The organism is Rhodococcus sp. IEGM 1351, from assembly GCF_030056875.1.
Lineage (GTDB): Bacteria > Actinomycetota > Actinomycetes > Mycobacteriales > Mycobacteriaceae > Rhodococcus_F > Rhodococcus_F opacus.
In genome coordinates, this window is the sequence record NZ_JASHKU010000019.1 from 102,419 (window position 1) to 122,880 (window position 20,462).

21 protein-coding genes are annotated in these 20,462 nt (G+C 68.8%); 6 read left to right on the forward strand and 15 right to left on the reverse strand.

Annotated elements, in window-relative coordinates; translation table 11 throughout:
* The first annotated feature begins 15 nt into the window (after window positions 1–15).
* Window positions 16–273, forward strand: a complete 258-nt coding sequence (locus QM806_RS28650) for an HPr family phosphocarrier protein (protein WP_005261132.1) — start codon at window positions 16–18, stop codon at window positions 271–273.
* 14 nt (window positions 274–287) lie between these two features.
* On the opposite strand, the gene QM806_RS28655 is transcribed toward QM806_RS28650, so the two are convergent.
* The 7 genes from QM806_RS28655 to QM806_RS28685 all read right to left on the reverse strand — a co-directional run bounded on the left by QM806_RS28655 (window position 288) and on the right by QM806_RS28685 (window position 7,765).
* Window positions 288–1,610 carry an alpha/beta hydrolase gene (locus tag QM806_RS28655; RefSeq protein ID WP_054248745.1) on the reverse strand — a complete coding sequence of 441 codons (1,323 nt, stop codon included), beginning with the start codon at window positions 1,608–1,610 and terminating at the stop codon, window positions 288–290.
* A 68-nt stretch (window positions 1,611–1,678) separates the two neighbouring features.
* The gene (locus QM806_RS28660; protein ID WP_054248744.1) at window positions 1,679–2,794 is read right to left on the reverse strand and encodes a hypothetical protein; all 1,116 of its coding nucleotides are present in this window, start codon (window positions 2,792–2,794) and stop codon (window positions 1,679–1,681) included.
* A complete protein-coding gene (gene hflX / locus QM806_RS28665; protein ID WP_005240762.1) occupies window positions 2,787–4,241 on the reverse strand; it encodes a GTPase HflX in 1,455 nt (484 codons plus the stop codon). The genes QM806_RS28660 and hflX overlap by 8 nt, the downstream gene beginning before the upstream one ends.
* Window positions 4,242–4,299: 58 nt before the next feature.
* Window positions 4,300–5,169 (reverse strand): diaminopimelate epimerase, encoded by an 870-nt coding sequence (gene dapF, locus QM806_RS28670; RefSeq protein ID WP_054248743.1) that lies wholly within the window; start codon window positions 5,167–5,169, stop codon window positions 4,300–4,302.
* A gap of 108 nt (window positions 5,170–5,277) precedes the next feature.
* A complete protein-coding gene (locus QM806_RS28675; RefSeq protein ID WP_005573526.1) occupies window positions 5,278–6,126 on the reverse strand; it encodes a TrmH family RNA methyltransferase in 849 nt (282 codons plus the stop codon).
* Entirely contained in the window at window positions 6,123–7,052 is a 930-nt protein-coding gene (miaA, locus tag QM806_RS28680) for a tRNA (adenosine(37)-N6)-dimethylallyltransferase MiaA (RefSeq protein WP_169693208.1), read from the reverse strand. The genes QM806_RS28675 and miaA overlap by 4 nt, the downstream gene beginning before the upstream one ends.
* Window positions 7,049–7,765 (reverse strand): class III extradiol dioxygenase subunit B-like domain-containing protein, encoded by a 717-nt coding sequence (locus QM806_RS28685; protein WP_064081028.1) that lies wholly within the window; start codon window positions 7,763–7,765, stop codon window positions 7,049–7,051. Before QM806_RS28685 ends, miaA begins: the two co-directional genes overlap by 4 nt.
* Window positions 7,766–7,968: 203 nt before the next feature.
* On the opposite strand from QM806_RS28685, the gene QM806_RS28690 reads away from it, so the two are divergent.
* Entirely contained in the window at window positions 7,969–9,354 is a 1,386-nt protein-coding gene (locus QM806_RS28690) for a DUF349 domain-containing protein (RefSeq protein WP_054246639.1), read from the forward strand.
* A gap of 6 nt (window positions 9,355–9,360) precedes the next feature.
* Here the strand turns inward: QM806_RS28690 and QM806_RS28695 are convergent, their stop codons facing one another.
* Both QM806_RS28695 and miaB read right to left on the reverse strand, forming a co-directional pair.
* On the reverse strand, window positions 9,361–9,981 hold the full coding sequence (locus QM806_RS28695) for an Rv2732c family membrane protein (protein WP_005261140.1): 621 nt from the start codon (window positions 9,979–9,981) through the stop codon (window positions 9,361–9,363).
* Window positions 9,978–11,495 carry a tRNA (N6-isopentenyl adenosine(37)-C2)-methylthiotransferase MiaB gene (gene miaB, locus QM806_RS28700; RefSeq protein ID WP_065490614.1) on the reverse strand — a complete coding sequence of 506 codons (1,518 nt, stop codon included), beginning with the start codon at window positions 11,493–11,495 and terminating at the stop codon, window positions 9,978–9,980. Before miaB ends, QM806_RS28695 begins: the two co-directional genes overlap by 4 nt.
* Window positions 11,496–11,705: 210 nt before the next feature.
* On the opposite strand from miaB, the gene QM806_RS28705 reads away from it, so the two are divergent.
* From QM806_RS28705 to QM806_RS28720, 4 genes are all read left to right on the forward strand, one after another.
* Window positions 11,706–12,434 (forward strand): amino acid ABC transporter ATP-binding protein, encoded by a 729-nt coding sequence (locus QM806_RS28705; RefSeq protein ID WP_005261142.1) that lies wholly within the window; start codon window positions 11,706–11,708, stop codon window positions 12,432–12,434.
* Between the two features lie 81 nt (window positions 12,435–12,515).
* Complete coding sequence (locus QM806_RS28710; protein WP_005240753.1) at window positions 12,516–13,349, forward strand: glutamate ABC transporter substrate-binding protein; 834 nt, start codon at window positions 12,516–12,518, stop codon at window positions 13,347–13,349.
* A 92-nt stretch (window positions 13,350–13,441) separates the two neighbouring features.
* Window positions 13,442–14,122, forward strand: a complete 681-nt coding sequence (locus tag QM806_RS28715; RefSeq protein WP_005261143.1) for an amino acid ABC transporter permease — start codon at window positions 13,442–13,444, stop codon at window positions 14,120–14,122.
* On the forward strand, window positions 14,119–15,018 hold the full coding sequence (locus QM806_RS28720) for an amino acid ABC transporter permease (protein WP_005261144.1): 900 nt from the start codon (window positions 14,119–14,121) through the stop codon (window positions 15,016–15,018). The genes QM806_RS28715 and QM806_RS28720 overlap by 4 nt, the downstream gene beginning before the upstream one ends.
* A 115-nt stretch (window positions 15,019–15,133) precedes the next feature.
* Here QM806_RS28720 and recX read toward each other — a convergent pair whose 3' ends face one another.
* The 6 genes from recX to QM806_RS28750 all read right to left on the reverse strand — a co-directional run bounded on the left by recX (window position 15,134) and on the right by QM806_RS28750 (window position 20,425).
* Window positions 15,134–15,649, reverse strand: coding sequence for a recombination regulator RecX (gene recX / locus QM806_RS28725; RefSeq protein WP_005563806.1), 516 nt, complete (start codon window positions 15,647–15,649; stop codon window positions 15,134–15,136).
* Between the two features lie 9 nt (window positions 15,650–15,658).
* Window positions 15,659–16,702, reverse strand: a complete 1,044-nt coding sequence (gene recA / locus QM806_RS28730; RefSeq protein ID WP_005240749.1) for a recombinase RecA — start codon at window positions 16,700–16,702, stop codon at window positions 15,659–15,661.
* Between the two features lie 145 nt (window positions 16,703–16,847).
* Window positions 16,848–17,042, reverse strand: a complete 195-nt coding sequence (locus tag QM806_RS28735) for a DUF3046 domain-containing protein (protein ID WP_005240748.1) — start codon at window positions 17,040–17,042, stop codon at window positions 16,848–16,850.
* 33 nt (window positions 17,043–17,075) lie between these two features.
* On the reverse strand, window positions 17,076–18,224 hold the full coding sequence (locus QM806_RS28740) for a glycosyltransferase (protein WP_133986571.1): 1,149 nt from the start codon (window positions 18,222–18,224) through the stop codon (window positions 17,076–17,078).
* Between the two features lie 27 nt (window positions 18,225–18,251).
* Window positions 18,252–19,796: a glycerol-3-phosphate dehydrogenase/oxidase gene (locus tag QM806_RS28745; RefSeq protein WP_133986570.1), complete on the reverse strand. Its 1,545-nt coding sequence runs from the start codon at window positions 19,794–19,796 to the stop codon at window positions 18,252–18,254.
* The gene (locus QM806_RS28750) at window positions 19,793–20,425 is read right to left on the reverse strand and encodes a TetR/AcrR family transcriptional regulator (protein ID WP_133986569.1); all 633 of its coding nucleotides are present in this window, start codon (window positions 20,423–20,425) and stop codon (window positions 19,793–19,795) included. The genes QM806_RS28745 and QM806_RS28750 overlap by 4 nt, the downstream gene beginning before the upstream one ends.
* Window positions 20,426–20,462: the final 37 nt, after the last annotated feature.

Here is a 20,462-nt window from a genome sequence, read left to right on the forward strand (position 1 = left end):
CAGAGGAGAGAGTCCATGCCCAGCACCACAGTCGCCGTCGGTTCGTCCATCGGCCTGCACGCCCGTCCCGCCGCCGTCATCGCCGAAGCGGTTGCCGCCGCCGGTGTGCCCGTCACGCTGGCCGTGGCGGACGGCGAACCCGTGGACGCCGGTTCCGCACTGCTCATCATGACGCTCGGCGCCACCAAGGGCACCGACGTCACGGTCACCAGCGACGACGCCGACGCCGTCGAGAAGGTGGCCCAGCTGGTGGCGGCCGACCTCGACGCCTGACCGCTATCCGGCCGTCAGCTGGTGAGACCCAGCTGACGGCCGGTCCAGTCCATCTCCCGCTCGAGCGCCGCACCCCAGGTTGCGCCCTCGTGGCCACCGGGGAGCTCGTAGTACCGCACGTTCAGGCCGGCCGCCCGCGCGGCAGCGAACATCCGCTGCTGCTGCGGGCGGTATTCGTCGTCCGCCGCCCCGGCGACGAACACCCCGGTCAGCTCCGGAAACTGCCGCGTCCTCAGCACGTCGACCGGATTGACCGCCGCGAACGCACGCTCGTCGCCGGCGAACGTCGCCGCAACCGTCCCCGCGTGATCGCCCAGCGAGGGCTCGTCCTGACCGAGGAAGTCGAGAAACGTCGGGTAGATCGCCGGATAGTTCACGGCCAGCTGGATCGAACAGGTACCCCCGTACGAGAATCCGCCGATCGCCCACTGCGCCGGATCGCGCGACACCTGCAGGGACTTCTCGATCCACGCGGGCACGTCGCGGGCCACGTAGGTGGCAGCGTTGCCCAGCGCCGAATCCAGACAGAGCGGATTCGCGTCCTGCGACCCCAGTGCGTCGACCACCACGACGACCGGCGCGAGGCCGTCGTGCCGCGCGGCATACGCGTCCACCGTGGACCCCAATCGTCCGCTGCCGAACCAGTCCTGGGGGCGCCCCGGCTGTCCCGCGATCATCACCATGACGGGGAGCACGGCGCGGGGCGACGTCAGGTACGCCGGCGGCAGATACAACACGGCCGGCCGGGCCGGGAATCCGGATTCGGTGCCGGGGATCTCCACTTCCGTCACCACACCGGAGCCGGGTGTGCGCACCGGACGTGTCCACACCGAGTCCATCGGGGTCCCGGACTGCACGGCGCTTTCGAACCCGGGGACGGCACCGAACGACACCGGCTCGACTACCGTCGGCGGGCGGTGCCCGGCCAGCGAACCGACGGTCGGGAAGACGCCGACCTCCGCATTGACCTGCCCGACCGCCGCGGCCGCGACCATGGCACCTGCCGTCCCGATCACCACTGCGCGCCGGACGCCGGGCTTCCGGAGCAGGAGAGCCGCTGCGAGTACGAGGGTGCCGACGGCGAGCCAGATCCACGCGTATCCCGCGGGCGGTATCTGATTGGGAAGCGGCCGGTACGTCGCCCACACGGCACCCCCGATCACCGCGGTCACGGGCACCGCGACCGCCGCGGCGCGGAGGATCGGCGGCCGGGCGGAACGCGACGCCGCGAGCATTACGACGGTGCCCGCCACCACGGCGACGGTCGATGCGGTCTGGGCGCGACCGTGCTCGAGTGACAGGTGGGCGATACGCGACAACAACTCGTGGGCCTGCACCCCGCCAGTATTCACACCGTGCCGGCCACCGAAAGAATCAGGCTCGCAACATTTCTCGCAAAACAGACCTATCGGGCACGGCGGCGGACCAGGAAGCCGGCGCCGACCACGAGCACGACCGCGCCGCCGGCGATGCCGATCCCCCACAACGTTCCCGACGAATGCGCCGACGCCTCGTCCGCGACTGTCTCCGTGCGGGCCTGCTGCTGCACCCTCGATACCGCCCCGGGCAGCGCCTGAATCGGCGGAACGGGACCCTCCCGCGCCTCGGAGGCGATCAGCAGGTCGCCGTTCTCGGTGAACGCGATCGACTCCCCCTGCGGCTGCTGCGGAACGTGTGCGCGCACCACCGGCCCCGCGGCGAACGCGGCGGCCAGGTCGCCGTCCGGCGCCGAGAACAGGAAAACGTCGGAGTAGCTGCGGACGGCGGCCACGGTTCCGTCGGCGGACACGGCGCCGCCGGTGAACATCGTCGAATGCAGGGCCGGGGCCGTGGTGCCGCTCCCGGTGGTGGCGTCGTCGGCGCCGTTCGTCTCGGCGACGTCCAGCGTCCCCACCTTCTCGAGCGGGGTCGGGCCGGGGCTCGCGAGGCCGCCCACACCGGCGCCCTCCGCAGGCCGGTACACGTTGCCCGCCCCGAACACTTCCTTCGTGACGATCAGCGGGGTGCCGTCGTTTTGGACGAGAACGGTCTCGGCGTCGTGCGGGCCGTCCGGATACGTCAGCCGATGCAGTTCCCCTGCGCCGGTGTCGCGGTCCATCGCGATCAGTGCCACCGTGTCGCGTCGGCGTCCGTTGTCCCCGGTGTCGGCGAGCCACAGCCGGCCGTCGGGGCCGGAGGCCATGTCCTCGACGTCGTACGGATCGACCGGCAGCGGAAGCCACCGCTGCACGGCGCAGTTCCCGTCCATCACCGCGACCGCGCGATCGGACCCGCTGTCACCGACCGCGTAGAGCAGTCCCCCCGCCGACACGAGCCCCGACAGCTCTTCCAGCGAGGCCTCGTCCGGGGTGCCGACCCCCGAATCGTCGGGAGTGCAGAGCGGACCGAATTCCGACGCGTCGACGGCGGTCTGATCGCGGAAGAACGGCTCTGCGGACCCGGCGCCCGCCGCCGCGAGCGGTGTGCACGCAGCGAGCACCGCGACCGCGACACGGGCCGACCACCGTGAGCGGTCAGGCACTGCCGCTGTACTGAACCAGTGCCGACGCCAGCGCTTCGGGCACCCGCGCGTGGACGCGCGTGCCGTCCTCTTCGTGGGACGAGTCGAGGATCTGTCCGTCCGAGTGGATCCGGGCCATCAGGTCTCCCCGGTTGTACGGGAGGAGAACGCTGACCTCGATCTCCGGGCGGACCAGCACATCACTGAGATGCGCGCGCAACTCGGCGATGCCTTCCCCGGTCCGGGCGGAGACGAACGCCGCTCCGGGCAGCAGGCCGCGCAGCTGGGTCAGCGTGACCGGGTCGGCCGCGTCGATCTTGTTCACCACGATGAGTTCCGGCGGCGCTGCGGCGTCGTTCTCCCGGATCACCTCGGTGATCACCTCGTGGACGGCCCTGATCTGATCCGTGGGCAGCGGATCGGAACCGTCGACGACGTGAAGCAGCAGATCCGCGTCCGTGACTTCCTCGAGCGTCGAGCGGAACGCCTCGATCAGCTGCGTCGGCAGGTGCCGGACGAACCCGACGGTGTCGGTGAGGACGTACTCGCGGCCGTCGTCCAGCGCCGCCCGCCGGGTGGTGGGGTCGAGGGTGGCGAACAGCGCGTTCTGCACCAGCACCCCGGACCCGGTCAAAGCGTTGAGCAGGCTCGACTTGCCGGCGTTGGTGTATCCGACGATCGCGATGGACGGGGTCTCGCTCCGCAGACGCCTGGTGCGTTTGGTGTCGCGGGCGGCCTTCATGCCCTTGATCTCGCGCCGCAGCTTCGCCATCCGCTCACGGATTCGCCGGCGGTCCGTCTCGATCTTGGTCTCACCGGGACCACGCAGCCCCACGCCGCCGTTGCTGCCGGCGCGACCACCCGCCTGCCGGGACATCGATTCACCCCAGCCACGCAGTCGCGGCAGCATGTATTCCATCTGGGCCAGTGCAACCTGCGCCTTGCCCTCCCTGGACGTCGCGTGCTGAGCGAAGATGTCGAGGATGAGGGCCGTCCGGTCGATGACCTTGACCTTGACGACCTTCTCCAGCGCGGTCAGCTGCGCGGGAGTGAGTTCACCGTCGCAGATGACGGTGTCGGCGCCGGTCGAGAGGACGACCTCACGGAGTTCCTCGGCCTTGCCGGAACCGATGTAGGTGGCCGCGTCTGGTTTGTCCCGCCGCTGGACGAGGCCCTCGAGGACCTCGGACCCGGCGGTCTCGGCCAGAGCCGCGAGCTCGGCCATGCTGGATTCGGCCTGCGCCGCGGTTCCCTGCGTCCAGACACCGACGAGCACCACGCGTTCGAGGCGCAGCTGTCGGTATTCGACCTCGGTGACGTCTGTGAGCTCGGTGGAGAGCCCGGCAACTCGGCGCAGCGCGCTGCGGTCCTCGAGTTGCATCTCGCCGACCGAAGGGCGCCCGTCGTCGTAGGCGAACTCAGTGGAGTCGGAGATCGGCGATTCTTCTGTGCGATGTGTTTTCGTCATACACCCTCATGATCCCACGGAATGTCGAGGGTGCGCACGTGCATTTCGCGCAGGGCGATCAGGCGAGGCCGTTCCACCAGCCGTCGTCGAGGTTCCCGGACGCCACCAGGACGGACGGTCCGCGCAACGTCGCCCGGCCGTCGGACACCGCAACGGTGACCTGACCACCGGGAATACGGACATTCACCTCACCGGAGTCGGCCCCGTCGAAGCGCAGAGCGGCGGTGGCCGCGGCCACCGTCCCGGTGCCGCACGACCGTGTTTCGCCGACCCCGCGCTCGTGTACCCGCATGTCCACGGCACCGGAATCGATGCGGGTGAGGATCTCCACGTTCACGCCGTGCGGGAAGAAGCCGGGATCGAACCCGGGTGCGGCCGTCAGGTCGAGGGCCGACAGGGACGCCGCCGTGAGGTGCGCATCGACACACGCCAGGTGCGGGTTGCCGACGTCGATGCCGATCCCGTTGAACACCTTGCCGTCGATGGTCGCGGCACTGGTTCCCAGATCCCGCACCACGCCCATGTCGACGGTGACCTCGCCGAAGGCGCCGTCGGCCGAGTGCACGATCACCGGTTTGCCGCCGGCCCGGCTGCCGACCACGAACTCGTCGCGTGTCTCGAGCCCCGCCGCGCGGAGGTAGTGCGCGAAGACACGGACGCCGTTGCCGCACATCTCCGCGATCGAGCCGTCGGCGTTGCGGTAGTCCATGAACCAGTCGTCCTCGGACGTGCCGTCGGGAAGTTCGGCGAGCACACCGGCGGCGGCCAGCGCACCGGCCTTCGCGACGCGCAGGATTCCGTCGGCGCCGAGCCCACGCCTGCGATCGCACAGCGCCGCTACCCGCGGGGCCGACAGGTCGATGAGGACATCGGGATCCGGGAGGACCACGAAGTCGTTCTCGGTGCCGTGTCCCTTGCTGAAATCCATGCGCACCACTCTAACCAACGGTCGAGCAGGTGCTGTTCATCTGCGCGACCGCGGTGCGGTTCATCGGCGCGACCGCGGTGCGGTTCATCGGCGCGACCGCGGTGCGGTTCATTTACGCTGCCGGGCGATTTCGTAGAGGGCGACGGCGCCGGCGGAGGGGGCGCCGAGGGAACTCGCGGCGCCTCCGATCGGGATGTTGACCACCGTGTCGCAGGCGTCGCGCCAGGCAGCGCTCATCCCGCGGGTCTCGTTGCCGATGACGAGCACGGTGCCGCCGCCGAAGTCGTGGGCGTCGATGGTGACGGAGCCGGTCTCGTCGGTGCCGACGATGTGCAGGTCGGTTCCGGACGCCCGCCGGGCGTCGCGGAAGGCGAGGATCTCGTCGACGGACGACACCGTCACGACGGGCATCGCGAAGAGGGATCCGGTGGAGGCACGGACACTCCGGGGGTCGAACGGATCTGCGCCGTGGCCGACGACGACGACCGCGTCGGCGCCGAACGCGTTGGCGGAACGGACGAGGGTGCCCAGATTTCCGGGTGAGGCGGGCCGGTCGAACACGACGATCAGGGGGACGGACTGCAGTCGCAGGTCCTTCAGTCGCGGGGTTCGTGTCTTCGCGACGGCGATCAGTTCCGGCGCGGTGGTGGTCTTCTCACCCAGTTCGGCCATCAGTTCGGCACTGACACCGATCTGTTCGACGGACCGGGTGTCGAGCAGTTCCCGTGCCCAGTCGGACAGTGGCGGGCCGTCGATGCGGTGCAGCAGCGATTCGATCGGCCAGCCGTGTTCCAGCGCCAGGTTGAGGGGACGGACGCCCTGGATCAGGAAGCGTCCCGCCTTCGTTCGCTTGGCGCGGTTGGTGAGGTACGACTGCCACTGCTGAAAGCGGGCGTTGCGGGTGGTCACCAGCAGGGACGGGGCCGGACGGTTGCGTCCGGACGGTGCGCGGCTCATCGTTCTCCCAGTGTTCGGGTCTCGCCGAGGGTGCGGATCGTGGTGTCCGCGAGGTCGGGGTCGCTTCCGTCGACCCAGTGGATGCGGGTGTCGCGGCGAAACCACGACCGTTGCCTGCGCACGTAGCGCCGGGTGCCGATGAATGTGCGTTCCTGCGCCTCGTCGAGGTCGTATTCGCCGTCGAGCCAGGCGAGGACCTGTGCGTAGCCGATGGCCCGGGGTGCGGTGACCCCGTCGCGCAGTCCCAGCTCGATCAGCCCGTTCACCTCGTCGACGAGTCCCCGTTCGAACATCAGCCGGGTGCGGAGCCGGATCCGGTCGTCGAGTTCGGCGGTATCCCGGTCGACACCGACGATGTGTGTGCCCCAGCGCGGTTCGCCGATCCGCGGGGCCGACGCCGCGAACGGCTTCCCGGTGATCTCCACGACTTCGAGGGCCCGGACCAGGCGCCTGCCATCGGTGGGGAGGATCGACGCGGCGGCGTCGGGGTCCACCCGGCCGAGTTCAGCGTGGACGGCCGCGACGCCCTTCTCGGCGAGGACGGCTTCCCACCGCGCCCGCACGGACGCATCGGTGGCCGGGAAGCTCCACTCGTCGAGCAGCGACTGCACATACATCATCGATCCGCCGACGATGACCGGCACTGCGCCGCGTGCGGCGATCGCCTCGACGTCGCGGACCGCCGCCTGCTGATAGTTCGCGACGGTGGCCGTCTCCGTCACGTCGAGCACGTCGAGTTGGTGGTGCGGGATTCCGCGGCGTTCGGCCGGGGCGAGTTTGGCGGTGCCGATGTCCATGCCCCGGTACAGCTGCATCGCGTCGATGTTGACGATCTCGCCGCCGAGACGTTCGGCCAGGTCCAGTGCGAGATCCGACTTTCCGGTTGCGGTCGGTCCGACGACGGCGATCGGCACGGGTGACCTCACGGACGCCACTCCCCCACGTGGTAACCGACTCCATAGGGTGCCGCGCTGTACAGCGTCCGGCAGGAAGCGGGTGGCGCGTCGAACACGCCGGCGAGAACCTGCCACGGGACGCGCCCGCCGATGCCGAGGGAATCGCACTCCGCGGGTTCGAGGGCCAGCAGCGCGTCGCGGTCGCCGGTGTCGAGCGCGGCGTCGATCCTGGCCTGCACGCCCTCCGCACGCGGGTCGAACGCGCCCGGCGCCTTCGCCGTGAGAGTGTTCGCCCCGTCCGCGACGATCACCAGACCCCGCGGCTCCGGATCCCGGTCGAGAAGGGTGCGCAGTTCCGCGCCGTACTCGGCGCACTGGTGCGGCGACAGGTCGGCGGAGAGGATCCGCGCGTCGACGACGGCGTCCGGCGCGCACGTCCCCCGGATCCACCCGGCCGTCAGCGCCGCGAGCGGCAGGTCCGGGTCGGGATCGCCTGCCGGACCGGGCCGCAACGCGACCCGTACGTCGACGCCGTAGCCGCGATAGGTGCCCTGGGCGTCGGAACGTACCGCCACCGCGGCGGGCGCCGCTCCGACCGCCACCCACTCGGTGGCGAGCGCGGACAACGCCTTCGCCGCCGTCTGGACCGCATCCCGCAACGGCGCCGTCTCCGCAGCGGCCGCCCCGGTCAGTTCGGGTACCAGTAGCGGTGGAGACGGCACGAGGATTGCGGCGGTGAACACACAGTCACGCTAGTCGACCGTCCGTGCGGACCCGACATCCGATTCTGGCGGTGCCGTCAATCGGTACCAACGCGGACCGTCCGACCTGATTCAATAGTCCACAGGGCCCGTACCGGGTTGAATGGAGCCAGCACCCGTCCCGGGTCGTATGGAGCCAGTATTGCGTTCAGGCAGCCGTGACGCGCGGCAGAGATGAGGAACCGATGACCGACAGCAGCGACGCGAAGCCCGCCGTGGAGCCTGCCGCTCAGCAGCACGACACACCGAAGCCCAGCCTCCCGAAGCCCGGTGCCGCGGCGAAACCGGGTGCACCCAAGCCCCACCCCACACCGACACACGCCCTCTCCGCCCCCGCCGTCGCCGCCCCCGCCCACAGTGACCCGAGCAAGTTCGGCCGCGTGGACGACGACGGCACCGCCTGGGTGAAGACCGCGGACGGCGAACGGCAGATCGGGTCGTGGCAGGCCGGGGACGCGGCGGAAGGTCTGGCGCACTTCGGTCGGCGCTTCGACGATCTGGCAACGGAAGTGGCACTCCTCGAGGCCCGGCTCAGTTCCGGCGCGGGCGACGCGAAGAAGACCAAGGCGGCCGCGCTCGCACTCGCCGAATCCCTCCCGACCGCCGCGGTGATCGGTGACATCGATTCTCTCGCGGCGCGGCTCGACGTCATCATCGCCGGATCCGACGAGGCAGCGGCCCTCGCCAAGCACGAGAAGGAACTGTCGCGGCAGGCGCACACCGAACGCAAGGAAGCGCTGGCCGCGGAGGCGGAACAGATCGGTGCCGAATCCACGCAGTGGAAGGCCGCCGGCGACCGGCTGCGCGAGATCCTGGACGAGTGGAAGACCATCCGCGGTATCGACCGGAAGGTCGACGACGCCCTGTGGAAGCGGTATTCGAAGGCGCGGGAGGCGTTCAACCGGCGTCGCGGCGCCCATTTCGCCGAACTCGACCGCGAGCGCGCCGCCGCCAAGACCAAGAAGGAAGAGCTCGTCGAACGGGCCGAGGCACTGTCCGACTCCACCGACTGGGGTCCGACGGCCGGAGCGTTCCGTGATCTGCTCGCCGAGTGGAAGGCCGCGGGCCGCGCACCGCGGGAAGCCGACGACAACCTGTGGAGGCGGTTCAAGGGCGCTCAGGACGTGTTCTTCGCCGCCCGCAACGCCGCGTCCTCCGAACGCGACGCCGAGTTCGAGGAGAACGCGGTCGCCAAGGAAGAGTTGCTGAAGAACGCCGGCCACATCGATCCGGCCAAGGACATCGACGCGGCGAGGGCCGCGCTCCGCGACCTGCAGGAGAAGTGGGACGCCATCGGCAAGGTGCCCCGCGAGCGGATGCACGACCTCGAGGGCAAGCTGCGCGCCATCGAGAAGCGTGTTCGCGACGCTGCCGACGAGGAATGGCGCCGCACCGACCCGGAGGCCCTCGCCCGGGCCGCGCAGTTCCGGGAACGAGTCACGCAGTTCGAGGAGCAGGCCGCCAAGGCGACCGCCGCGGGCAAGACGAAGGACGCCGAGAGCGCCCTCGCGCAGGCCCAGCAGTGGCGCGAATGGGCCGAGGCGGCCGAGGGCGCCGTCAGCGGCCCGTAGGCACGATCAGCCGACGTTCCAGTCGCCGCGTCGCTCCGCTTCGGCGGCAGCGGCGCGGCGTTCTTCTTCGGCGGCCAGCTGCAGGGCGGTGCGGCTCCAGACCACCTTCAACCAGTGGAACGTGAGCACGATGACGGTGAGCCAGCCGATGATCAGACCGATCCCCGGTCCGGCCGCCTCGACGCCGGGCGCCGGGGTCTGCCGCGACCAGATGGCGAGCATGCCGAACACGATGGACACGGCGGTTCCGGCGAGGGCCACCCAGGCGAGCGCCCAGCGGCGGGTGACGAGCGCCAGCATCGACACGACGACCCCGAACACCACCTCGAACCACACGAACAGCCGCGACGGCAGCGCGATCGTCTCCGCGCGGGCGTCGTCCCCGTACACCAGCACCTCCCAGCCGTTGGCGATGCCGGAGTGCGGCAACGTCAGCGAACCGAGGAGTACGACCACCGCGACCGCGACGACGAGGGCACGCGCGCCGGGATCGATCTCGCCGGCCACCTTCTTCTCGGCGGCGTCGAAATCCTTCAGGTAACTCTCGATCGGCTCGCTCTCGGAACCCGAACCGTTGTCGCCGGTCCGGTTTCCGTCGTGCCGCTTGTCGTCGAACGGGGTGGTCATGCGTTGCATCCCATCTGGGCGGGTAGTGGTGCGGGCGCACCGATCTGCGGCAGTCCGAGTCCCACGCCGATCGGCGGGGTCTTCGGGGTGACGCCCTTCTCGAAGGAGTCGCCCGCGCGGGTGCGGCGGTGGGTCAGGACCGGGGTGTCGGCGACGAGGTGGTGGGGGGCGGCGGCACTGACGACGACAGTGACGACGTCGCCGGGCCGGACGTTCCCGTCGAGGTTGCCCGCGGGCCGGAAGTGGACGAGGCGGCCGTCGCGGGCGCGCCCGCTCATCCGGGCGGTCTCCGCGTTCTTGCGGCCCTCCCCGGCGGCGACGAGCAGTTCCACCTCGGCGCCGACGAGCTTCTGGTTCTCCTCGAGGGTGATCTGTTCCTGCAACGCGATGAGACGCTCGTACCGTTCCTGGACGACGGCCTTGGGCAGCTGCTCGTCCATCTCCGCTGCCGGGGTGCCCGGACGCTTGGAGTACTGGAAGGTGTAGGCGCTGGTGAAGCGTGCCTGCCGGACCACGTCGAGGGTGTCCTGGAAGTCTTCCTCGGTCTCACCCGGGAAGCCCACGATGATGTCGGTGGTGATGGCCGCGTGCGGCATCGCGGTGCGGACCTTGTCGATGATCCCCAGGAACCGCGACTTCCGGTAGGAGCGGCGCATCGCCTTCAGCACGCGGTCCGATCCGGACTGCAGCGGCATGTGCAGCTGGGGACACACGTTGGGGGTCTCGGCCATCGCCTCGATGACGTCGTCGGTGAATTCGGCCGGGTGCGGAGACGTGAACCGCACCCGCTCGAGCCCGTCGATCTCTCCGCACGCGCGCAGCAGCGCGGCGAACGCGCCGCGGTCGCGGGGCTGGTCGGGATCGGCGAAGGACACGCCGTACGCGTTGACGTTCTGCCCGAGCAGGGTGACCTCGACGACGCCCTCGTTCACCAGTGCCTGCACCTCGGCCAGGATGTCGCCGGGGCGCCGGTCGACCTCCTTGCCGCGCAGCGCGGGCACGATGCAGAACGTGCAGGTGTTGTTGCATCCCACCGAGATGGACACCCAGCCCGCGTATGCCGACTCCCGCTTGGCGGGCAGCGTCGACGGGAACGCCTCCAACGCGTCGAGGATCTCGACCTCGGCCCGCTGGTTGTGGCGGGCCCGGTCCAGCAATGCCGGGAGCGAACCGATGTTGTGGGTGCCGAACACGACGTCCACCCACGGCGCCTTCTTCACGACGACGTCGCGGTCCTTCTGCGCCAGGCACCCGCCGACCGCGATCTGCATGTCGGGGTTCTGTTCCTTCGCAGGCGCGAGGTGGCTCAGGTTGCCGTACAACTTGTTGTCGGCGTTCTCCCGCACCGCGCAGGTGTTGAAGACGACGAGGTCGGGCGCCTGCCCCGCGGCCGCCTTCGTGTAGCCGGCGTCCTCGAGGAGCCCCGACAGCCGCTCGGAGTCGTGCACGTTCATCTGGCAGCCGTACGTGCGCACCTCGTAGCTGCGGGGAGGGGTCTGGTCGATCGTGTCCACGTATGCCAGGGTACGGCCCGCGCCAGATCGCCTCGTCGCGGCCGGTGTGCGCCCGGACACACGCTCGAAGCCGGACAGTAAAGTTTCCGTGACATCCCGAGGATTCTCGGAGCAAATGGCAGGTGCTCCCGCTCCCAACACATAGGGTCATCGACTATGACGCAAGCCGACGACGCGACGCCGACACCCTCCACGGGCGCGGCCCCGTCCATGATCTCGATGAAATCGGTGAACAAACACTTCGGCGCCCTCCACGTCCTCCGGGAGATCGACCTCGAAGTCCCTCGCGGACAGGTCGTGATCGTCCTCGGACCGTCCGGCTCGGGTAAGTCGACGCTGTGCCGCACCATCAACCGCCTCGAGCCCATCGACTCCGGTGAGATCGCGGTGGACGGGAAGGTACTACCGGCCGAGGGCAAGGCCCTGGCGGCGCTGCGCGCCGACGTGGGCATGGTGTTCCAGTCGTTCAACCTGTTCGCCCACAAGACGATCCTCGAGAACGTGATGCTCGCACCGGTCAAGGTGCGGAAGAAGAGCAGCGCCGACGCGAAGGCGAGGGCCTACGAGCTTCTCGAGCGGGTCGGCATCGCCAACCAGGCGGACAAGTACCCGGCGCAGTTGTCGGGCGGTCAGCAGCAGCGAGTCGCAATCGCACGCGCACTCGCCATGAACCCCAAGGTCATGCTGTTCGACGAGCCGACGTCCGCACTCGACCCGGAAATGGTCAACGAGGTTCTGGACGTCATGACCTCACTCGCCAAGGACGGCATGACCATGCTCGTGGTGACCCACGAGATGGGCTTCGCCCGCAAGGTCGGCCACCGTGTTCTCTTCATGGCCGACGGCCAGATCGTCGAGGACGCCGAGCCCACCACGTTCTTCACCGCTCCCAAATCCGAGCGCGCGAAGGACTTTCTCGGCAAGATTCTCAGCCACTGACCCGAAGGAGCGCCGCTGCGGTGCTCTCTCGGTCGACCGTGCTCCACACGCAACACCCGTCATTTCAATTGGAGGAACTCGATGAGGATCAATCGCTCGATTCGCGTGGGAATCGGCGTCATGGCGCTCGCCGTCGTCGCATCTGCCTGTGGCGGAGGTGAAGAGAAGAGCGCATCCCAGAGCGCGTCGGAGGGCAAGCTCACGGTCGGAATCAAGTACGACCAGCCCGGCCTCGGATTGCGCAACCCCGACGGTTCCTTCAGCGGCTTCGACGTCGAGGTGGCCGAATACGTGGCCGGCAAGCTGGGTGTCGCGCCCGAGAACATCGAGTTCAAGGAGTCCCCGTCGGCTCAGCGCGAGACGTTGATCCAGAACGGTGAGGTCGACTACATCGTCGCCACCTACTCGATCACCGACGCCCGCAAGGAGAAGGTCGACTTCGCCGGGCCGTACTTCATCGCCGGACAGTCGCTCCTGGTGAAGTCCGACAACACCGACATCACCGGCCCCGATTCGCTCAACGGCGGAAAGAAGCTGTGCTCCGTCACCGGGTCCACCCCGGCGCAGAAGGTCAAGGACACGTACGCGCAGGACGTGCAGCTGCAGGAATTCGACACGTACTCGGCGTGCGTCGAGGCACTGCGTAACGGTGCGGTGGACGCCGTCACCACCGACGACATCATCCTCGCCGGCTACGCGGCGCAGTACCCCGGCGAGCTGAAGGTGGTCGGCGCGCCGTTCACCGAAGAGCGCTACGGCATCGGCCTGGCCAAGGGCGACGACGAGACCCGCGCCAAGATCAACGACGCCATCGACGCCATGATCGCGGACGGCTCGTGGGAGCGCGCGTTCAACGAGACCGTCGGCGCGTCGGGTTACCCGATCCCCGCCCCGCCGACCGTCGATCGGTACTGAGCTACTCACTCATCCGGGTCGGACGACTCCCCATTCGCGGAATCGTCCGGCCCGGTTCGACACCAACCACCGGTCACCTGGGGAGACGGTAAGTGGACCTACTGAGCAAATACAGCGATCAGCTGATCGACGCATTCTGGACGACGGTGCAACTCACCGCGTTCTCGGCTGTCGGTGCTCTGATACTCGGCACCATCCTCGCGGCGATGCGGGTGTCACCGATCCCGGTCGCGCGTGGCGTCGGCACGGCGTACGTGACGATCTTCCGCAACACTCCCCTGACGCTCATCATCATCTTCTGCTCCTTCGGGCTCTTCCAGACGATGGGCGTCAAGCTCGCCCCCGAGCAGTCGCCGACGTTCTTCGAGGAGAACAACTTCCGGCTCGCCGTGCTCGGCCTCAGCGTCTACACCGCAGCGTTCGTCTGCGAGTCGCTGCGGTCCGGTATCAACACGGTGCACGTCGGACAGGCGGAGGCGGGCCGGTCGCTCGGCCTCACGTTCTCCCAGAATCTGCGGTTGATCGTGCTGCCGCAGGCTTTCCGCGCGGTCACCGCCCCACTCGGTAGTGTGCTGATCGCCTTGACCAAGAACACGACGATCGCCTCGGTGATCGGCGTGGCGGAGGCGTCGCTCCTGATGAAGGAAATGATCGAGAACGAGGCCGCCATCTTCGTCGTCGGTGGCATCTTCGCGCTCGGCTTCGTGATCCTGACCCTGCCGATGGGGCTTCTCTTCGGGTACCTGAGTAAGCGATTCGAGGTTGCACGATGAGCAATGCCGCCACCGTCCTCTACGACGCACCGGGTCCGAAGGCGAAGAACATCTATCGCCTGATCTCGGTCGTGGTCGCTGTCGCGCTACTGGGAATCGGCTACCTCGTCTACGCCGCGCTCGACGACAAAGGTCAGCTGACGGCGGCGAAATGGGATCCGTTCCTCGAATCGACGTCGTGGACGACATATCTGATCCCCGGTATCCGCGGCACCCTCGTGGCAGCCGCCGTATCGATCCTGTTCGCGTTGATCCTCGGCGCGATCCTCGGCATCGGACGCCTGTCGAACCACCGGCCGGTGCGATGGGTCGCCGGCGGGATCGTCGAATTGTTCCGCGCCATCCCGGTACTGATCCTGATGATCTTCTCGTACCAGCTGTTCGCCGAGTACGAGGTCTTCAAATCGAAATACCTTGCGCTCGCCGCGGTCATCGTGGGCCTCACGCTGTACAACGGCTCGGTGATCGCCGAAATCGTCAGGGCAGGCATCAATTCGCTCCCCAAGGGGCAAAGCGAGGCCGCCATGGCGCTGGGTATGCGCAAGGGCCAGGTCATGGGCACCATCCTGCTTCCGCAGGCCGTCACGGCGATGCTCCCGGCGATCATCTCTCAGATGGTGGTGGCCTTGAAGGACTCCGCGCTCGGTTACCTCATCGGCTACGTCGAAGTGGTGCGGTCCGGTCAGCAGCTCGGTGCGTTCTACGGCAACTACCTTCCCGCCCTGATCGTGGTGGCGATCATCATGATCGTCCTCAATTACACGCTCACCGTGGTGGCGACCAAGGTGGAGAAGCGACTCCGGGCCAGCCGCAAGGGCGGAGGCCCCAAGGGGGCCGTTCCCGAGCTTCCGGCGGTGTCGGTTCCGGGTATGGACATCACCGACAAGCGGTTGTGATGTGACATTCGCCCCGAAATAGCACTGCGGTCGGACGGGAACTCTGTTCCGTCCGACCGCAGTGGTGTCGTCTCGTCGGTGTTGTCGACGTCTCGTCAGTGTTGTCGTCGTCTCGTCAGGTCTCGTCGAACAGGCCGTCGGTTTCCGCACCCGCGCGATCGAGTTGTTCCTTGACCACCTCGAACGCCATGCCCTGGGGGAATCCGCGGCGCGCGAGCATCGACACCAGTCGGCGGACCGCCCGGTCCCGATCGTCCGCGGACACCGTCCGCAGTTTCTTCTCGACCAGTTCGGTGGCTCGCGCTCGTTCGTCTTCGCTGTCGATCTGAGCGAGCGCCTCGGTGGCGTCTTCCTGACCGATGCCCTTGCGGCGCAGTTCCAGTGCGAGCGCACGTTTCCCCTTGCCGGAGTACGTGTGCCGCGAATGCACCCATTGCTGGGCGAAGTCGGCGTCGTTGACGAGTCCGACCTCGGTGAGGCGATCCAGCACACGCTCAGCGATCTCGGGCGAGTAGCCCTTCTTCGCCAGACGCTCGGCCAATTCCGCTCGGCTCCGGGCACGGTCCGTCAAGAGACGCAGGCACAAATCCTTGGCCTGCGTCTCCGTCCCACCTTCGCCCGTCGGACGCACGGCGGCGCCCTAGAATTCGACCGGGGCGGCGTCATCCGTAGCAGCAGTGACGTCGGCGCCGATTCCGAGCTTTTCCTTGATCTTCTTCTCGATCTCGTCCCGGATGTCGGTGTTCTCCAACAGGAACTTGCGGGCGTTTTCCTTGCCCTGTCCCAGCTGGTCGCCTTCGTAGGTGTACCAGGAACCCGACTTACGGATGAACCCGTGCTCGACACCCATGTCGATCAGCGAGCCTTCCTTGCTGATTCCCAGGCCGTAGAGAATGTCGAACTCTGCCTGCTTGAACGGCGGCGCAACCTTGTTCTTGACCACCTTGACGCGGGTACGGTTACCCACCGCGTCGGTGCCGTCCTTCAGGGTCTCGATCCGCCTCACGTCGAGGCGCACCGACGAGTAGAACTTCAATGCCTTACCACCGGTGGTGGTTTCGGGGGAACCGAACATGACGCCGATCTTCTCGCGCAGCTGGTTGATGAAGATCGCGGTGGTGCCGGAATTGCTGAGCGCACCGGTCATCTTACGGAGCGCCTGGCTCATCAGACGCGCCTGCAGACCCACGTGGCTGTCGCCCATCTCACCCTCGATCTCGGCGCGCGGGACCAGAGCAGCCACGGAGTCGACCACGAGGATGTCGAGGGCGCCGGAGCGGATCAGCATGTCTGCGATCTCCAGCGCCTGCTCACCGGTGTCGGGCTGCGACACCAGCAGCGCGTCGGTGTCGACGCCGAGCTTCTGGGCGTAGTCGGGGTCGAGCGCGTGCTCGGCGTCGATGAACGCGGCGATGCCGCCGGCCGCCTGGGCGTTGGCGACCGCGTGCAGAGCCACGGTGGTCTTACCCGAGGACTCCGGGCCGTAGATCTCGACGACACGGCCGCGGGGCAGCCCGCCGATGCCGAGGGCGACGTCCAGCGCGATGGAGCCGGTCGGGATGACGGCGATGGGCTGACGGACACCTTCGCCCAGGCGCATCACCGAGCCCTTGCCGAAGTTCTTGTCGATCTGCGCCAGCGCGAGGTCGAGCGCCTTGTCTCGATCGTGTGCCTGTGGTGCCATCGTCGTCCCCATTCCTCGAGTCTCATCAGTGATCTGCGGTCAGGTTAGATCCAGGTACCGACAAGAACCGTGACCACCGAACATCCCCAGCATAGGGGAACGTGTGTTCGATATCTGCGGTCGGTCCGTTCGACACGCCGGATTTCTACCGGCGCTGCGGCGGGACGTCGAACTCGACGCAGAGTTCACGCCACACCTCGCGGGGTTCCCGGCCGTCCTCGATGGCTTCGGCGGCGGTCTTGCCCCCGAGACTGAGCAGCACGTGGTCGACGAGCAGCGCGTCGCCGCGCATCTGCCCGAACTCTTCGCGGACGAGTTGGTGAAATTCGGTCAGTCGCACACGTCCACGCTAGCCGAACCGCGTGCCGGGCCCTCACCGCAGCGCGGCGCGGCACACCTCCACCGCATCGGTGACATCCGCGATGCTCCGCGCGGCCCGCTGCGCGGCGTCCGCGTGGGCACCGTTCGAGAGCACCTGTTCGACTGCCGCGCGGAGGGCTTCCGCGCTCGGGGGACGCACCACGACGGCGCTCCCCTGCCGCGCGGCCCGGTTCGCGAGTTCCCACTGATCGCCGCCGCCGGGAACCACCACCGCCGGAACCCCTGCGAGCAGGGCCTTGGCCAGCATTCCGTGTCCGCCGCCGCAGACGACGGCCGAGGCCTCGCGCAGCATCGCGTCCTGACGGCCGAGACCAGCTCGCGCCCAGGGCGGAACCGTGGCCGGCGATCCGTCGAGTATCGACGCGATCACACGAACACCTGCCCCGTCGAGCCCCGCGAGCGTCGTCTCGAGCATGCCCTCGGCGCCGGTGAATGCAGTCGACGGAGCCACCATGACCAGAGGATCGGCGCCGTCCGGCGGTTCGAGCACCTCGTTCGTCGGTTCCCACAGCAGCGGCCCGACCACGTGCGCCTCGGCGGGCCAGTCCGGTCGTGGCACCTCGAGCGCGGGGAGTGTCGCGATCAGCCGCCGAACGGGCCCCGGGTCCTTCGCAGGCAGTCCGACGCCGACCCGGGCCTCGGAGCGTTGCCGCTCACCCTGCCGGATCGACCGCGCCGTCGCGGTACGCATGAGCGTGTCGCGGAGCCTGCCCCGAATTCCCACACCCGGGGCCAAACCGCTTCCGATGGGCGGCAACCCCTTGGACGCGGCGTAGAGCGGGTGCGGGGACAGCTCGACCCACGGGATCCCCAGCCGCTCCGCGGCCATGCCCCCGCCGGCGGTGAGGATGTCCGAGACGACGAGGTCGGGTCCCATCGCGCGCAGGTCGGGGAGCAACTCGGTGGAGATGTGCGCGGCGCGGGCGTGAATGCGCGCGCCCGCATCGAGGTCGTCGTCCGTCGGGCGGGGCGCGAGACCTTTCAGCAACTCGGCAGGCACACCGGCCGCCCGTGCGGGCTCGACCCACCGTGTACCTGTGAACAGGACCGGATCGTCTCCGGCCTCGATGAAGGCGAGGCACAACGCAAGGGCAGGGAAGGCATGTCCGGGATCAGGCCCGGCGACCACGGCGACTCGCACGAACCACAGAGTGTCACACGGTCGGCGTCACCGTTTCTCGAACACGGCTTCGGCGGCGGCGAGGGACCGCGCACGGTCGGCGGGGACGAGTCCGATCCGGGTGCGCCGGTCGAGTAGGTCGTCGACGTCGAGTGCCCCCTCGTGAGTCACCGCGAACTCGAGCTCGGCGCGGCTCACGTCCACACCCTCGGCGATCGGCGCCAGCAGTTCGGGGTCGGCGGCGGCGATCAGCGCCGCCTCCGTTCCGTAGCGGGCGAGCAGCGCCGGCGGGGCCGAGACCTTCCGCAGCGCTTCGGGTGTCGCGGCACCGACGAGCGGCAGGGCCCGCGTCCGGCACGGGCCCGCGTCGAGTCCTGCCACCTCGACCGCGGCGTCGACGGCGTCCTCCGCCATCTTGCGATAGGTGGTGAGCTTGCCGCCGACCACGCTGACGAGACCCGTGTCCGAACGCAGGATGGCGTGATTGCGCGAGAGGTCCGCGGTGGATCCGTCCCCGGTGTCGAGCAGAGGTCGCAGCCCGGCGAAGGTCCCGACAACGTCCGAGCGCTGCAACGGAACCTCGAGCGCGGTGTTGACCGTGTCGAGAAGGAAGTCGATCTCCTGCTCCGACGCCACCGGGACGTCCGGAACGGGTCCCGGCGCCGCCTCGTCGGTCAAGCCGAGGTACACGCGGCCGAGCTGTGCGGGCAGCGCGAAGACGAAGCGATTGGTCTCACCGGGGATCGGAACCGTGAGCGCCGCGGTCGGGTTCCCGAGCCGCTCGGCCGGGAGCACCAGATGTGTGCCGCGACTGGGCCGCAGCGTGATCCCGGGATCGATCTCACCCGACCACACGCCCGCCGCGTTGACCACGGCGCGCGCCGTGATCGGCAGTTCCGAGCCGGTCAGCTCGTCGCGCAGGGTCGCGGACGTCCCGGTCACGTCGTACGCGCCCGTCCGGGTGAGCACCTTCGCACCGTGGAGCGCGGCGGTGCGCGCGAGGGACACCACGAGTCTGGCGTCGTCGATGAGCTGGCCGTCGAATGCCATCAGGCCGCCGCGCAGGCCTTCCCGCCGCACCGCGGGGGCGAGTTCGACTACCCGGTCGGCCCGGACCGACCGGGATCGAGGCAGGACCGACGACGGCGTGCGAGCACTTGCACGCAGCAGATCACCTGCCAGGAAGCCCGTGCGGACGAGGGACTTGCCGAACAGCGTCGTCGAATCGAGAACGGGCACGAGCTGCGGGAGCGCCCGGACGAGGTGGGGGGCGGTGCGGGTCATGAGGATTCCGCGTTCGACCGCGCTCTCGCGGGCGATGCCGACGTTGCCCGATGCCAGATACCGCAGCCCGCCGTGGGCGAGTTTCGAACTCCACCGGCTGGTCCCGAACGCGAGATCCCGCTTCTCCACGAGCACGACGTCGAGGCCGCGTGACGCCGCGTCGAGCGCGACGCCGACACCGGTCACTCCGCCGCCTATCACCAGCACGTCGACGACTGCACCGTCCGACAGCCGGTCGAGTTCGCGCGCCCTTCGCGCGGCGTTCAGAGCCGACGAGCGGCTCACGGGCGGCGTGTTCGGGTGGTTCACCGGTCTCCTCGTTCTGTCGGGTGGTTGCCGGCGGCGTCCGGTGCCAGGTAGGCGCCGACAGCGTGCCGGAGTTGCTCCGTCAGGGCGTCGCCGGGAAGTTCCTCGACCACCATCACGGCCGACTGGACCGCGGACTGCGCGATGAGCAGGACCATCGTGGCGATCTGACGGCTGTCCCCGGCGCGGATCGAGCCTTGGTCCTGACCCGTCGACACCGCGAACGCAACCTGGTCGATGATCGCCCGCTGGCTCGTGCCCAGCCGCTCGAGGATGTAGGTGGTGAACAGTTCCTGATCCGAACGCAGGATCTTCACGAACAGCGGATGGTCGCGCACCTCGGTGGACACGTGGACCACGGCGTCGACCAGCTGGCGGTGGACCGATTCCTCGGCGGAGAATTCGGGCATCACGGCAGCGATCTCGCGGGTCATGAGATCGGCGACGACGGCCCTGGTGTCGGACCAGCGCCGGTAGACGGTCGGCCTGCTGACGCCTGCGCGCCGGGCGACCTCCGCCAGTGTGGTGCGGCGCAGTCCGAAATCGAGGATGCACGAGCGTGCGGCGTCGAGAATGGAGTCCTCGACGCTCGCTGAGGTGTCGTCACGCGACGGAGAATTACGGATAGACATTGTGTGTAACACCGTAACGCATGAATCCCCTGCCGGC